At 53.1% G+C, this 14,540-nt stretch carries 13 protein-coding genes; all 13 read right to left on the reverse strand.

What is annotated here, in order from left to right; genetic code table 11:
• Positions 1-271: 271 nt before the first annotated feature.
• The 13 genes from VPH40_RS22405 to rfbH all read right to left on the reverse strand — a co-directional run bounded on the left by VPH40_RS22405 (position 272) and on the right by rfbH (position 14,538).
• The gene (locus VPH40_RS22405; RefSeq protein WP_099666660.1) at positions 272-2,218 is read right to left on the reverse strand and encodes a polysaccharide biosynthesis protein; all 1,947 of its coding nucleotides are present in this window, start codon (positions 2,216-2,218) and stop codon (positions 272-274) included.
• A gap of 100 nt (positions 2,219-2,318) precedes the next feature.
• On the reverse strand, positions 2,319-2,879 hold the full coding sequence (locus VPH40_RS22410; RefSeq protein ID WP_305053064.1) for a sugar transferase: 561 nt from the start codon (positions 2,877-2,879) through the stop codon (positions 2,319-2,321).
• Positions 2,880-2,889: 10 nt separating this feature from the next.
• Positions 2,890-3,867, reverse strand: coding sequence for a UDP-glucose 4-epimerase family protein (locus VPH40_RS22415; protein ID WP_328574553.1), 978 nt, complete (start codon positions 3,865-3,867; stop codon positions 2,890-2,892).
• Positions 3,851-4,924 carry a DUF1972 domain-containing protein gene (locus tag VPH40_RS22420; RefSeq protein WP_099666663.1) on the reverse strand — a complete coding sequence of 358 codons (1,074 nt, stop codon included), beginning with the start codon at positions 4,922-4,924 and terminating at the stop codon, positions 3,851-3,853. The genes VPH40_RS22415 and VPH40_RS22420 overlap by 17 nt, the downstream gene beginning before the upstream one ends.
• Before the next feature lies 1 nt (position 4,925).
• Positions 4,926-6,137, reverse strand: coding sequence for an O-antigen ligase family protein (locus tag VPH40_RS22425; RefSeq protein ID WP_328574554.1), 1,212 nt, complete (start codon positions 6,135-6,137; stop codon positions 4,926-4,928).
• A gap of 62 nt (positions 6,138-6,199) precedes the next feature.
• Complete coding sequence (locus VPH40_RS22430) at positions 6,200-7,339, reverse strand: glycosyltransferase family 4 protein (protein ID WP_289898820.1); 1,140 nt, start codon at positions 7,337-7,339, stop codon at positions 6,200-6,202.
• On the reverse strand, positions 7,336-8,028 hold the full coding sequence (locus VPH40_RS22435) for an acyltransferase (RefSeq protein ID WP_099666666.1): 693 nt from the start codon (positions 8,026-8,028) through the stop codon (positions 7,336-7,338). Before VPH40_RS22435 ends, VPH40_RS22430 begins: the two co-directional genes overlap by 4 nt.
• On the reverse strand, positions 8,021-9,283 hold the full coding sequence (locus tag VPH40_RS22440) for a glycosyltransferase family 4 protein (RefSeq protein WP_328574555.1): 1,263 nt from the start codon (positions 9,281-9,283) through the stop codon (positions 8,021-8,023). The genes VPH40_RS22435 and VPH40_RS22440 overlap by 8 nt, the downstream gene beginning before the upstream one ends.
• Before the next feature lie 45 nt (positions 9,284-9,328).
• Complete coding sequence (locus VPH40_RS22445; protein ID WP_289898817.1) at positions 9,329-10,363, reverse strand: glycosyltransferase family 2 protein; 1,035 nt, start codon at positions 10,361-10,363, stop codon at positions 9,329-9,331.
• A gap of 3 nt (positions 10,364-10,366) precedes the next feature.
• Positions 10,367-11,743: an O-unit flippase-like protein gene (wzx, locus tag VPH40_RS22450; protein WP_305053059.1), complete on the reverse strand. Its 1,377-nt coding sequence runs from the start codon at positions 11,741-11,743 to the stop codon at positions 10,367-10,369.
• Positions 11,740-12,657, reverse strand: coding sequence for an NAD-dependent epimerase/dehydratase family protein (locus VPH40_RS22455; RefSeq protein ID WP_218965306.1), 918 nt, complete (start codon positions 12,655-12,657; stop codon positions 11,740-11,742). Before VPH40_RS22455 ends, wzx begins: the two co-directional genes overlap by 4 nt.
• A 13-nt stretch (positions 12,658-12,670) precedes the next feature.
• Positions 12,671-13,204 carry a dTDP-4-dehydrorhamnose 3,5-epimerase family protein gene (locus VPH40_RS22460; protein ID WP_328574556.1) on the reverse strand — a complete coding sequence of 178 codons (534 nt, stop codon included), beginning with the start codon at positions 13,202-13,204 and terminating at the stop codon, positions 12,671-12,673.
• Between the two features lie 8 nt (positions 13,205-13,212).
• Positions 13,213-14,538, reverse strand: coding sequence for a lipopolysaccharide biosynthesis protein RfbH (gene rfbH, locus VPH40_RS22465; RefSeq protein ID WP_077408253.1), 1,326 nt, complete (start codon positions 14,536-14,538; stop codon positions 13,213-13,215).
• Positions 14,539-14,540 lie beyond the last annotated feature (2 nt).

A 14,540-nucleotide genomic window follows, 5' to 3' on the forward strand; every position in this document is an offset into this window, starting at 1 on the left:
ACCTGAGGGGCATGAGTTCTCTACGGTTATTCTTGAGGAACAATTTGATTGCTATTGAGTGAAAAAAATGTGCCAAGGACAATAATCGATGTTGGTTCTTATATTGCGAGCTTCATTTTTCGGAGAGCAGATTTTTTCACAAAATATTATAGGGGAATAATGGGAGACGTGAAAATAGGCATTTGTTACAATTTGTTAGCTTTCTTGTCTCGTTACCCATATATTCCCCGCCCCATTGTTATTTGAGGCAGGCTTCAGTCGGTCGCTCGGATCATGTCAAAAAATTACTATCCTTGAGCGGTGGCGACTTATCTTCCGCGGTAGCCTGTCGACGCCGCTGCTCCGACCAGATCAGGTCTTCGATACCACATTGCGGTACATATTCGTGAACTGCCCGCAGCAGCAGATTGCGTAGCGCCTCGAAATTGAAGTCATTGCATGCAAGATCCATTTCCTCCAAGATCTTTTTCAAATCTTGCCAAGGCACTTCCGATTCCTCTGCCCGCATGATGAGGGGATGCTCGGTACCTTCCACATTGCCCCCAATCAATAGCTCTTCATAGAGCTTTTCTCCGGGGCGCAGACCTACATGCTGTATTTCAATACCGTCCGGTGCCGACTTGCTCTTCACTTCCAGGCCACTCAAATGGATCATGCGTTCAGCCAGATCCATGATCTTCACGGGCTCGCCCATGTCAAGAACGAACACATCGCCGCCCGTGCCCATGGCGCCGGCTTGCAGCACAAGTTGGGCGGCCTCAGGAATGGTCATGAAATAGCGTGTGATTTCCGGATGTGTCAGGGTGATCGGACCACCGGCCTCGATCTGTCGGCGGAACAGGGGAACGACCGAACCAGACGAGCCCAGGACATTGCCAAAACGAACCATGCAAAAGCGCGTGTGGCTCTGTTCGCGTGTAAATGCCTGCAAAATCAGTTCCGCGAGGCGCTTGGTCGTGCCCATCACATTGGTCGGCCGTACCGCCTTGTCCGTGGAAATCAGGACAAAATATTTGACATGGGCTGCCATTGCCGCCTTGGCAATGCTGAGCGTGCCGAAGACATTGTTGCGTACCCCCTCTACGGGGTTATGCTCCACCAACGGCACGTGTTTGTAGGCTGCCGCATGATACAGCGTCTCCACCGAGAAGGATTGCAAGATGCGCTGACATTTTTCGGTATCGAGCACGCTGCCGAGGAAGGGCAGGATGTCGACGCCCAGCTCATATCCTTCATTGATGCCTTTTAACTCCTGCTTGATGGAATACAGGGCAAATTCGGACATGTCCAGCAAGACGAGGCGGGCAGGTTTCAATCGGATGATCTGGCGACACAGTTCGGAACCGATTGAGCCGCCAGCGCCCGTGACCATGACGGATTTGCCGATAATGCAACTGGATATCAGCGACAGATCGGGCGATACCTGGTCACGGCCCAGCAAATCTTCAATTTCGATGTCGCGGACATCTTGCACGCGTAACTCGCCACTGACCAGGCTTTCCACCGGCGGGGTAACCTTGATCTTGACTTTCAGGTGTTCAAGGCTATTGAGGATTTTTTTCTGTTCGCCTTTGTTCAAGGCAGGCATGGCCAGCAGTATCTCGTTTACCCCATATTTCTCGATCACGTCGGCCAGCGCATTGGACGGATGGACTTTAATGCCAGAAATAGTTGCATCGCGCAATTCTTTCATATCGTCGATGAACGCCACTGGCATGTACTCGCGGCCTGCGCGCAAGGCGCTGGCCAGTTGCACGCCCGCTTTGCCCGCGCCATAGATGGCGACGCGCGTATAGCGACGTCCCATCTGGTGCAGTAGCACACCCCGTGCGAGAAAGCGGCTGGCCACCACGTAGGTCAAGGCACTCACCCAATAAATGCCGAATACGCCGCGTGAGACTCCTGCCATATGCGTCAATAGCCCCGCCAGTGCCAGTAAAACAGCAACCGACAGCGTGACACCGAAGACGACCACATACACGATTTTCTGATCGATGAAGCGGATGACGGCGCGGTACAGGCCAATTTTGATAAAGATGGGGATGGCGACGATGGGGGCCGCAACGATGATCCAGAAATAGCTGAGGAACAAGTTCAGGTTAACGACATCGTAGCGCAAAATAATCGCCAGACAAAAGGTCAATGGCAAGAATATCAAATCAGCAGTAACAGCAATGAGCTGTTTCTTGAATCGTGATAAATCAATAATTAGTTTCATTTTGACGAATAATTACTTTAGAAAGGATAAGGGCAGCGTTGGCTTTGCTGCAAACCGTTGGAATATCGCAAAAACAATACTGTTTCCAATGTAAAACTCATCAATGCGTGACGCCATCGCGGCGTACTACCTTGAGCGCCGTCAGGAGGATAATTTTCAAGTCGAAGAAGAACGATTGCTGCTGCATATAGGCCAGATCGAGTTTGACCTTTTCCGGAATCGGCAATTCATCGCGGCCATTGATCTGCGCCCAGCCGGTCAGGCCTGGCAGTATGCGGTCGACGCCGTATTCTGTCCGCAGCGCGATCAAATCCTGCTGGTTGAACAGGGCGGGACGGGGCCCGACAAAGCTCATGTCGCCGCGCAGGATGCTCCACAATTGCGGTAACTCGTCAAGGCTGGACTTGCGCAGGAAGGAGCCTATCGGCGTGAGGAACTGCCCGGGATTCGTGAGCAAGTGCGTTGCCACGGCCGGTGTGTCTATACGCATCGTACGGAACTTTGGCATGCGGAAAATCTTGTTGCGCACCCCGACCCGGTCCGACCAGTAAATGGCAGGCCCTGGGGAGGTGAGCTTGACAAGTATGGCAACGATGAGAATCGGGATGGCAAAGGCCAGCAGCACTACGGAAGAAAGGGCGAAATCAAATAATCTTTTCATTGGAGTATTTTTATTGTTTTGAAGTAAAAGAAGTCACCGTCTTGTTGATGGCGTCCTGCATTGCATGGGGGGGCTGCCAGTTCAGCATGCGTTTGGTCTCGCTAATATCTACTTGCAATGAGTCAAGCAAGCGGCTCGCATCCATCGATTTTCCTGCCAGGCGCGCCAACGCCACAAGCAGGCAGGGAGGAACGGGTATCAGCCAAATATGTTTTTTCATGCCGCTTGCCAACATGCGCAGTAACTGTGCAATGCTGACATCGTGGTCATCTGATACAAGGAATATTTTCCCCGGTGCCTGTGCATGCCATGTGCTGAGCGTAATCAAATCAACAAAATTATCCAGTGCAACCATACTGCGGACATTGTGTACGGCGCCGAGTGGCAATGGTACACCGCGCTGTACCAAACGCATCAATCGTTCAAAATTTGCGCGTACGCCAGGCCCGTAGATCAGCGGTGGACGCAGTATAACGATTTCCATGCCCGTTTCGCGACCAATGGCCAGCAGGGCCTGTTCGGCTTCGTGTTTGGACGTGCCGTAGGGGTCTTGTGGATTCGCTGCATCACTGGCCTGGAACGGGCGACCAGGAAGCGTTTGCTCGCCATTCACCTTTAACGAACTGATGAAGATGAATCTGCGGATGCCGGCATCCGCTGCTTGGCGGGCCAGATTGATGCTGCCTTGCACGTTGATACGACGAAATTCGTCCGCAGGAGACGCTGCCGTGTCGCGCATGACGTGAACCCTGGCCGCAAGATGAACGACCACCTCTACACCATCGAGCGCCGCGTGCCACTCCTGTGTTTCAAGCGCATCGTCGCACTGGAAGAACGTCATGTTTGGCGCCGTGCATGGGATGTGGCTACGGGCTGCGCACACCACGCGCGTCCCGGCCTGGACGCCAAGATGCTGTGTCAGCGCCCGGCCGACAAAGCCCGAGGCGCCCGTCACGAGAAAACTGCGGGGGTTAAAAGATGTCTGCATAGCCGCTCGAAATTCTGTTCCATGTATACAATTGATCCGCCAATTGTTTCATCTGATGACCCAAGAGCGTCAACTTGGCTTCGGTCAGGCTGTTCAGCAGTTCAGTTAATTCTGCAGACGTGTCAAAAAAATAAGCCTGCTGGTTGGTGGTTTCGCGGTTGAAGATGCAGCCATAGGCAAGCACCGGCAAGCCCAGGCTCATCGCTTCGACCAGCGAAGGATTGGTTCCGCCAGCGCTGTGGCCGTGGACATACACTTGGCAGGCAGCGCGTAGCTGATTCAGGATAGTGTGATCGTAGATGGGGTCGAGCAAATGCAAATGGGCAATTCCGGCATATTTTTGCCGTAATTGCTTGCCATATTCGCTATTGTCCCAGTTGCCCACGATGACAAGATCCATCGTGGGGGCGCTGGCGAATGCCTCGATGATCATGTCGATATTGTTTTCAGGCTCGATGCGGCATACTTTAAATGCGTACTTCACGCGATCGAGCTCATATTTTGCCAATATGGCATCATCCCGCTGTGGACGTACAGCATGGTCGCCACCATAGGCGATCAGTGCGCTATCGCGTCCATATTGCGTTTTGACATAGTCCTGGATCGCTTTGTTGTCCGTCACGACCTGGTCGGCATAGCGTACGGCGGCCGATTCCGATAGTTTCAGGAACCATTTGGCAAAGCCGCTCCATTTGGCCCGGCGCCACTCGAGGCCATCAATATTGATGACAAATTTTTTGCGCGATATGAGCTTCAGCACAGGCATGAAGACGCAGCCGGAAACGCCCAAGACCACGATCGTATCGGCATAACGGATGGCTTTCAACATCGACCACAGGTCATAGATGATGCTTTGCATGCCGTTGGCATCGAGGTTGATGTAGACCAGTTTGGCGCCATTATAGGTTGCCAGCTTCTCCGGGTATTTTTCAGCACAGCAATACACGGTGAAATCGAAGGAAGTGGACAAGTGCGCCGTCAGGTGGTCGACAAGTGTTTCCCATCCTCCATATTTGGCTGGTAATCCGACGGAACCTACGATAGCGATTTTTTTCATATTAATGTGAACCTGTTTTTTTTGTTGCAAGAAAACTTGAGAAATAACCTAACACGATGTAACAAAATACGGATTCATTGCTGAAGATGCCGCAGATGACCATGTTGGACAGCAACAGTCCCGCGATGCTGCCGAGTATCATCATCCTGCCATGGGGGGCCGTGCAGTGTTTGGCACGCCTGAACATTTTCAGCAAAAAAATGAAATAACACAGCAGGCCAGCCAGGCCGCTCTTGACGAGAATGTACAGATAGCCATTGTGCATCCATGGAATTTCCGAATATTCGGCACCGCCCAATGGAACTGGAAAATCGAGATGCACTAATGCGCCGAATCCGCCGCCAAAAATCTCGTTAAGGACGGGATAGTTCTTGAATTCGCGAAATGACGCAAAAATTTCGTAGGCGCGATAGCTGGTGCCGATGTCCTCCTGAGTCCATTCTTCATTAAAATGCAGTTCTGAGATTGCCTTGTGCAGTGTTTCACCGATCAAATCATACAGGCCAAAGGCGCCTGCAACGGCAGCGGCAAGAATGAAAAGGGCCAAGGCGCGCCACATTATTTTGGCGTCGATGATTTTTCTGCCCGAGAGAAGAAAAAAAGCCGCCAGGATGAGAACATAGGTGCGCGAAAACTGAGCGAGAAAAACGGCATGTACCGCAATAAACCAGGGGTTGTGCAATACTTGTTTCCAGGACTTTCGTTTTTCATACAGCATGACAATGCAGTAGACCAGCAAGAAGCTGCCGGGGCTGACAAAATCACGTATTTGCAGCACCCCGATAAAACCCATTTCAAACCAGAAGAAACACAGCAGCAGAAAAAATATGACGCAGTATATTTTCGAATAACCAAAAATCAGCTGGCGGATATTCCCACCTTGCTTGAAAAATCTTTTCCCTGCCATGAAGTAAATGTACGGAATCAGAAAGAATAGGATATCCCGAACCGTATCGGCCAGCTGGTTTTTCCATGCAAAGAGCAGGCCAATGATGCATGGTAGTAACAAGTAGAGTTCCAGCTTCTCACCGCGATAGCGCCATACTTTTTTTACCGGTAGCGCGATATACAGCGCCGTCAAAAACAGGCTGCCCAGTTTGAGATAGTTGGAACTGAAAAAGAGAGCAAGTACAGATAGCAGGAGGCCCCAGAACAGTAGTTGCGAGGGTGCACCGATCTGACGTGGCGTGTGGATTATTTTACCGATTAACAAACTATTTCCCGTGATATTGGATGGAGCACGTCTTTACAGTGAAGGAAAGTGTATTGGTCGCATCATCTCAGCATCCCCACGAGCCCCCTGAGCGCCTGGGAAAACTTCTCTTGTGAAAAGTTCTCGGCCCTGGCGCGTGCCGCTTTCGACATGGCATGGCACAGGGCGGTATCGTCTGCAAGGGCCAGCGTTCTTTGTTTTAACAGTGCAAAGTCACGTGAGTCGACCAGAAATCCTTCCTGCATGTCGTTGACCAGCTCTGCCGGCCCGCCCAATGGTGGTACAAGCACGGGTAGGCCAAAAGCCATGCCTTCCAGCACCGTGAGTCCGAAGGTTTCAATCCAGCTATCCACGCGCGAGAGGTTGAGCAGCATGCCAGCGCGCTGATAAAACATGGCGGGATTGTCGGTGCGAGGATATACGCGCAGATTGGGCGTTATCGGCATATGGGCAAAATATTGCGTGATGGCCGCCTGATCGTCGTTGACCACCAATTCAAATTGCACGTCTTTGCGGTCGGCCAGCGCGGCGGCCAGCGCCACCATTTCCGGCACACCCTTGTAATCGCGCAGCGATGCCAGCATCAGTATCGTAAAGATGCCATCGTGACGCGGTTGATAGCTGGCTTGCGCCGCGACAGCCGTGAAGTCCGCGTCGAGCGTATTGTAGATTTGCACGGCCGGCACGTCGGCGATAGGCAAGGCTTCCGCGTGCGACTTCGACACATAAATATTGTAGGCCGAACACATGCGCGCGATCGTGCAGAGCAACAGACGCAAGGGCTTGGGTTCTATGGATATTTCATGGACATGATAGATGACCTTGCGCCCGGTGAGCTTGCCATATAGCGCTCCACCGAAAGGCAGCAGGGTATTCACATAAATCACAGCATCCTTGGCGATGTTGCGTTGGCAGAGCAAGGAGAACAGCAGAAATATCTGGCTGAGTAGCAGATTGCAGAGAGTAATGATACGCAACCGCGAACGGTGGTACCAATATCGGCTGAGGGGAATGCCGCACGTTTCCAGGACGCCACGACCCTGGGAGCCAACAAAGAGCATCGCGCGAGCGGGATCGTCAACCAATGCCCGGATGGTGCCTCGCAGTACCCGCGGACTGCCGGATGCGTCATTGAGCAAATGGCAGAACACCAGGTCGATTTTTACGGACTCCGCTGAGGAGACGGGAGGTATGTGCGTCATGCGATAAGTGATTTTAATTTACGTGCCGGAATGCCGCCATATACGGCGTTGCCTTCATACTTCCCCGCAGTGACGACCGCACCGGCGGCAATCACGGTATTGTCGCCAATCTCGGCACCGTCCAGGATGGTGGCCTTGGCGCCGATCCAGCAGTTGTTCCCTACGCGTATGCCTTGCTGAGTGACGCCTTGCAGACGGATGGGGACGCCGCTGTCCTCAAAATTGTGATTTTCAGAATGCATGCTGACAAAATTGCCCAGTATGGTGTCATCACCGATGCTGATGCCGCCCGCACAGCCCAGGAAGCTGAAGGAACCAATTCCTACATTATTTCCTGCAGAAAATCCCTTGCCCAGGGTGGCCAGCGATCCTGTGCATTCAATGGATGCACCACGTCCCAGGGAAAAATTATTCCCCAGATGAATTCCATCGCGCGACAGGGCATCCACATAGCATTCGGATGCAAATTTGATGAAGCGGCCGGTACGGATTTTCGAGGTACACAAAATCGCTGTCTTCCTGCCGACAAAAATGCGCGCGTTCAGGCGTCGAAACACGAGAATGCCGCGCAAGAGGTCAATGACCTTGCCAGCGAAAAAACGCAGCAGATAGGCCTTGGGAACGTCCGGATCGATGGCGAATTTCTCTTTTCTTGCGCGTGACGCCAGCGTTGAAAAAAAATCACTCATGCGTCACCTTTTCATAAATGTCGCGCACCTGACGTATTGTCACATCCCAGTGCAGTTCCGCCTGGCGCTGCAGGACATTGGTTTTCATGTGATCGAGCGCTGCATGATTGTTCAGACAAAATGCCATGTGGTCCGCCATCTGCTCAATGATGCCCTCTACAGTGTTGAGCGTTACCTTGAAGCCAGTTTCTGCTGTTATCAGGTCACGTGCGCCAAACTGGTCGAGCGCGATACTGGGCAAGCCCATTTCAAACGCTTCCAGCAATACGGTGGGATTGCTGTCCATCATAGACGGCATGACGTGGACATCGGCTTCACGCATGATGTCGAGCACCTGCTCGCGCGGCACCTGTCCATGCCACATGATTCGCTCATCGAGTTTCAGCGCCGTGGATTGGGCCTGCAGCACTGCTTTGCACGGTCCGTCACCGATGACGTGCAAGCGCCAGTCCTGTCGTCCGGACAAGTGCGCCAGGGCGCTCAGCACGAGGTTCAGGGCCTTGAGTTCGTCGATGCGGCCAGCCCAGACAAATTGCACCTCTGCACCTGTCGGCTTGATCGTCTCCCGTAGATTCAAGAGCGAGTTTTCACGAATGATCTGGCAATCCACATGCAGAAAATGCTGGAGATTATCGCGATCAGCCGAGGTGGCCGAAAAAATTGCCTTTGCTGCCATTGCCGCATTTTTGACGCGTGCCGAGTATTGCAGGAAGTAGCTATTTGTCCAGTTTCTCAACTTGTGCCGAAGAAAGTTTCCTTTGCCCAATATAGGGAAAAATATATCGTTCAAGTTCGAACTTCCACCGACCGGCCCCCAGACAAAGGGGAGATCGAGTTTCCACAGAAAACCCGGATGCCGAAATCCTATCGTGTTCAGTTGGTGCACGAGGCTGTAATTTTCATTTGCCTGCATTTTTCTTGCGGTGGCTAGTACCTGGCGTTGCCACAACATGTAAGAAAATGAAAAGAACAGGGGGGTGATCGAACGATTCATCCAGTCGAACAAACGCACTAATCGGTTCGGCTCGACATACACATAGTTGACGCCATCGTCTGGATTGCTTTGGCGATATTGAAGCATCGCCTCATGATTTCCCATGCAGACACCGGACGTTCCGTACAGCACGGTAATGTCGTAAAACGCGCTCAGCTTGGAAACGAAGTTCCATCCTACGCCAAATTCGGAGCCTGAATACGGTGAGATGGCGTAAGCGGCAATGAGTATCTTCTTCTTCGGTGTATTTATTTTTGTCATAAAAATATCATTGAATCATGTTGTTGAATTCGAATTCAAATTCAATTATTTTTTCCGAGAAAAGAGAAAGCACAGGCGCAATACAAGTCTGCTTAGGTGAAAAAATGGCGTGGCTGGCAGTTTGCTCAAGCCATGTTCCCGGCGCAGACGGGGGAGATCAAGGTCTATATTCCAGAAGTTTTTATATTGTTTTATCGTGACCAATGCATAGAACTGAGCATACTGACGTAGCAGCGATGGTGGTACATCGACGTGTTTTTCCAGCGCCCTACGCAATTGTATGTTTTTTGCAATAAACCCTTCGCCGGTGGCGGGATTGGCGGTTTCGTTTTCGTGAATGCGATAATACGCCAGGGTCTTGTTCAGTCTGCTTGCACCGAAATTCAGGAAATACATTGTGAAAAATACATAGTCTGAACTGGGAAAGGCAGACGCCTTGTAGCCACCAATTTGCATGGCATGACTACGTTTGAAAATCAGGCCAAGGGCGCTCGATGGCGCATCCATATAGACGTGGGAAATCGGGATGCGGCTCAACTGCGGCAAAAACCATGTATTCTTGATATTTTTCAGACCTTGTTTGATTCTGTTTTTGAGCTGCTGGTTAAGACTGCCACGGGCATCCATAAAAATGGAGCGGCAGTATAGCAGGCTGATCGAAGGATCTTTTTTCAGCACCGAGAACATTTCAGCGACAAAATCCGGATGCAGTAAATCATCGTCATTCAAAATGGAAATCCATTCACTGCGCGCCAGTTCAATACAGCGGTTCCAATTGCCGAACATGCCCAGATTTTCGCTGTTGCGGAACAGGCGCAGGCGATCATCTGCAAATTGACGAATCAGTTCGTCAACTTGTTCGCTCATCGAATGGTCGTTATCCACGACGACGATTTCGAAGTCAATATCGCTTGCCTGGGCCAGTACCGAGCGAATCGCCTGCGCCAGCATGTCCGGGCGGCGATAGGTCGGGATCATGATGGACAGTGTCGGCATGAGGCGCTTGCCTCCATCAATGATGAGTGACGAAGGACGATCTGCACAAATGGCAAACTGGTCTTCAATATCGAGAATGTTCAAACGTTACACTTTCATTTGATGGGGCGAGGAGGTGGCAGGCGACGCTTTATTGCGATACAGTTCGAGCCAGACCATGTATGGCCATTTCCAATTGTTATAGACGAGTTGTACCGTAAATTGACTTGCTATGAGCCACGTCAGGCCCATCCCTCCCAAACGCAGGCCTAGCCATGAGAGCGTGACAATAGCCAGCCCGGAAACGAGCGCAGGTTTGACAAATGGCACACGGTTACCTGTGACAATGACGCTGGCTGCCAGCGAGTGGTTCAATTCCAGCAGAACCATGATCCCGACCCAAATCAGCAGTGGCAATGCCAGCAGCCCGGTTTGACCGCCGATCCATTTGATCATGGTCGGGCCAAAACACACCAGGATGATCGCGCCACAGAGAAAGATCCCGAGTGCACAACCGATGCCGAGCTGTATGGTGTGACGCAGGCGCCCTGGTTCATTCGCGACACGGTATTGCGCAAGTTTGGGTTGCTGGATATTGAACAGAACCATCGACATGTTTTGCAAGACGGAATAGACCTGCAGCGTCAGTGCATAAGCGGCGGTGGTGGCCAGGCCCAGATAAGCGGACGACAGCAGCGTATTGGCCCTTAGTATCAGGAAGGCGCCGATGACCCCCAGGCCCATGCGCCATGCGTTATGCCAGAGAATACCGAAAATATCCCGCGTGGAGATGCTGGAATGCGGCGCCTGACGCAGGGCTGCCTGGAAAGACTGGTCGTGAAAATAATACCAGCTGAGCCAGCGTCCAATGAGTGCCGAAGCAAGGTATCCCAGCGCCACTGCCACTAAGGTCAGTCCGCATTGCAAGAGTATGGCTGTCACAATCACGAAACCGAGATTGGACAGGGCACTCGATTTATAGAAGGCGGCATACAGGCCGCGTCCTTGCAGTAATGGCGTATAGTATTTGTAATACAGATTGATAACCGTAGCGACAACAAACACACCCCAGGCAAGCAATACCGCTTGCGTGGCGATCTGCCCTTGCGATACATGCACGATGTACCAGCTACCCAGGGTGGCCAGCAACAGGAAGGCGCAGCCGGCCAATACCATGAAGATGCGCCGTGCCGCATGAATGATGGCATTGAACAGGCTATAGTCGACTGGGGATGGTGTGCTCAGCACTTCGAAACCATCCTTGAGCAGGCGTTTCGCGCCGCCCAGGACATAACTGACATTGCGCGCCAGCGTGGGCGTGAATCCGAGGTCGAGCATCGTCACCAGCGCCGATATCGTCATGAAGACGTACCAGATGCCCAGCTCGGCACTGCTCAGTTTTCTCAGCAATAGTGGCAGAACCAGCAAAGCTGCTCCATACTGCAAAAACTGAGACAGATAGCCCCAGAGCATGTCTTTTTTCATTTACCTGGTCCGGCAAGCAAGCCGTCGATGAGCGTGTCGGCTTCCATGCGCGCGATCCCCTGTTGCAACGTAATTTGCGGCTGCCAGCCTGGCAGGCGAGGTTGGCGCGTACTCGGTTGCATGGTTTCACGTGGACGGTAGGGAAGGCCGCCCCATTCGATCTGCAGGTCTTTGCCTACGACGGCGCCATAGACCCGCACCAGATCTTTCAAGGTCAGACGAGCGGGGTTGCTGACGGCATAGCATTCCGCTGCGCCAATTGAGGGCAGGCGCTGCATGGCCAGGAGGTAGGCATCGAGTACGTCATCGATGTACACGAGGTCGAGCAGTTGCTCTCCCGGCGACATGCGCAGGTTGACGCCGCTGCGGGCTGTCTTGCGCAACAAGCTGAACAGTTTTGCACGAGTATCGCCGGGGCCGTAAGTGTCGAACAGCTTCAGTGTGATGGCTTGAAAACCGTGCGCGGATACATAGTAGGCCAGCAAGTCCTCGAATGCTTGCTTGGTGGCCGCATACAGGTTAACGGGATTGTATGCCGCGTCCTCGAAGTGCTGCCAGGACGTGCCGGTATTAATCAGGCGACGCAAGCCCAACTGTTGCATAGCCTCAAGCAACTGCGTCGGCATGCCGAGATTTGACTCGATCAGGCGGTTCACATCTTCCGGCTTGTGCTGTGCCAGGAACAAGGAGGCAACGTGGCACACGACGTCTGGCCGAGTTTGCTCCAATGCCGCATATAAGGTGGAATAGCTGCCATCATGGATATGCACGCTAATCTTTGGCAAGGCATCCTGCAATACGCTGAGATCGGAATGCTGGCGTACCAGGATGGCAACCTCGTGATTATCGGCGAGCAGACGTTTGACCAGCTGACTGCCTATAAAACCGGTAGCGCCAGTAAGAAATACTTTCACGGAATATATCCTACTAAAACGGAGAAATGAAATCGGCAAGGGCGCCGTGCTGCTCATCGCGCACCGACATGATCGGTGCTGTCACTTGCCAATCGAACCCGAAGCTGTCCCAGCGTATACCGCAGTCGGCAGACGGCGTGTGTACCGTGCTGGTCTTGTACAGCATCAACGCTTCCTCTGTCAGCGCAACAAAACCATGAGCTACTCCCTTGGGAATAAAGACCATCAGCCCATTTTCTCCAGACAGGTCGACGGATGCCACTTTGCCGTAGCCGGGTCCTTTTCGCAGGTCTAACAGTACATCGCGGACGGCGCCGCGGGTACAGTAAACCAGCTTGTCGTGATCGTGCGGCGGCAGCTGAAAGTGCATGCCGCGAATGACGTCCTTGCGTGAAATAGAATAGAACTCCTCCTGGATATCCAGATTGGCGCCTAAACTTTTACAGATGCCTTCATGATAGGTTTTAACAAAAGTGCCTCGCGCATCTTCAAAGTGGCTAGGCTCAAGCAAAAAACAGGCGGGAAGGAGTTCTTTCAGTAGTTTCATAATATGATTTAGAAATTCACGCCAAAGAATTCTTCGATCTTGCTGATCGAGAAATCCATCATTTCGCGGGTCAGGCCCGGGAAGACGCCGATCCACAGCGTGTCGTGCATGATGCGGTCGGTATTCGTCAGCTCGCCCGAGACACGGTAGTTACGCCCGATCATGTACGGCTGGCGCGTCAGGTTGCCGGCAAACAGCAGACGCGTACCGATCTTGTGCTGGTCCAGGAAGGTCAGCAGGCTGACACGGTCCACGTTCGCTTCCGGACGCAGGGTGATCGGGAAACCGAACCACGAGGGATCCGAGTTCGGCGTCGCTTCCGGCAGGATCAGGAACTCCGCACAGCTCTGCAGGCCATTTTTCATGTAGTTGAAATTGTCCTTGCGCGCCTGCACGAAACCGGCTGCGCGGTCCATCTGCGCCAGGCCGCAGGCGGCCTGCATGTCGGTAATCTTCAGGTTGTAGCCCAGGTGGCTGTAGGTGTACTTGTGGTCATAGCCGTCCGGCAGCGTGCCCAGCTTGCAGCAGAAGCGCTGGCCGCAGGTGTTGTCCTTGCCTGGCGCGCAATAGCAGTCGCGGCCCCAGTCGCGGAACGATTCGGCAATCGCTTTCAGTTCCGGATTGTTAGTGAACACCGCGCCGCCTTCACCCATGGTAATGTGGTGCGCAGGGTAGAAACTCATGGTGCCGATATCGCCGAAGGTGCCGCACATCTGGCCGTTGTACGTGGCGCCCAGGGCGTCGCAGCAATCTTCCACCAGCCACAGATTGTACTTTTTGCACAGCGCGACGATGACTTCCAGGTTGAACGGATTGCCCAGGGTATGGGCCAGCATGATGGCCTTGGTTTTGTCCGTGATGGCCGCTTCGATTTTGCTGGCGTCAATATTGTAGGTGCCCAGTTCCACGTCGACGAAGACGGGTACCGCACCATATTGCAAAATCGGATTGACGGTGGTCGGGAAACCAGCCGCCACGCCGATGACTTCGTCACCGGGCTGGATGGCGCGCGCGCCGAGTTTCGGCGACGTCAGCGCCGAGAAGGCCACCAGGTTGGCCGACGAGCCGGAGTTCACCGTGATCAGGAATTCGACGCCGATAAACTTGGCCAGACGCTGTTCGAATTCGTCATTGAAACGCCCCGTGGTCAGCCAGGCGTCGAGCGAGGCTTCGACCATCAAGCCCATCTCGGGGGCGCCGACGACTTTGCCGGCCGGTGGAATCACCGTCACGCCCGGCTCGAAGGGTTTCGGCACGCTGGCCAGTGCGCCGTATTGCGCCACCAGGGCAGCGATCTGCTCGCGGATTTGTTGTTGGGTCAGTTGTTCGCTCATGA

Source organism: Janthinobacterium sp. P210005 (assembly GCF_036231865.1).
GTDB lineage: Bacteria > Pseudomonadota > Gammaproteobacteria > Burkholderiales > Burkholderiaceae_D > Janthinobacterium > Janthinobacterium kumbetense.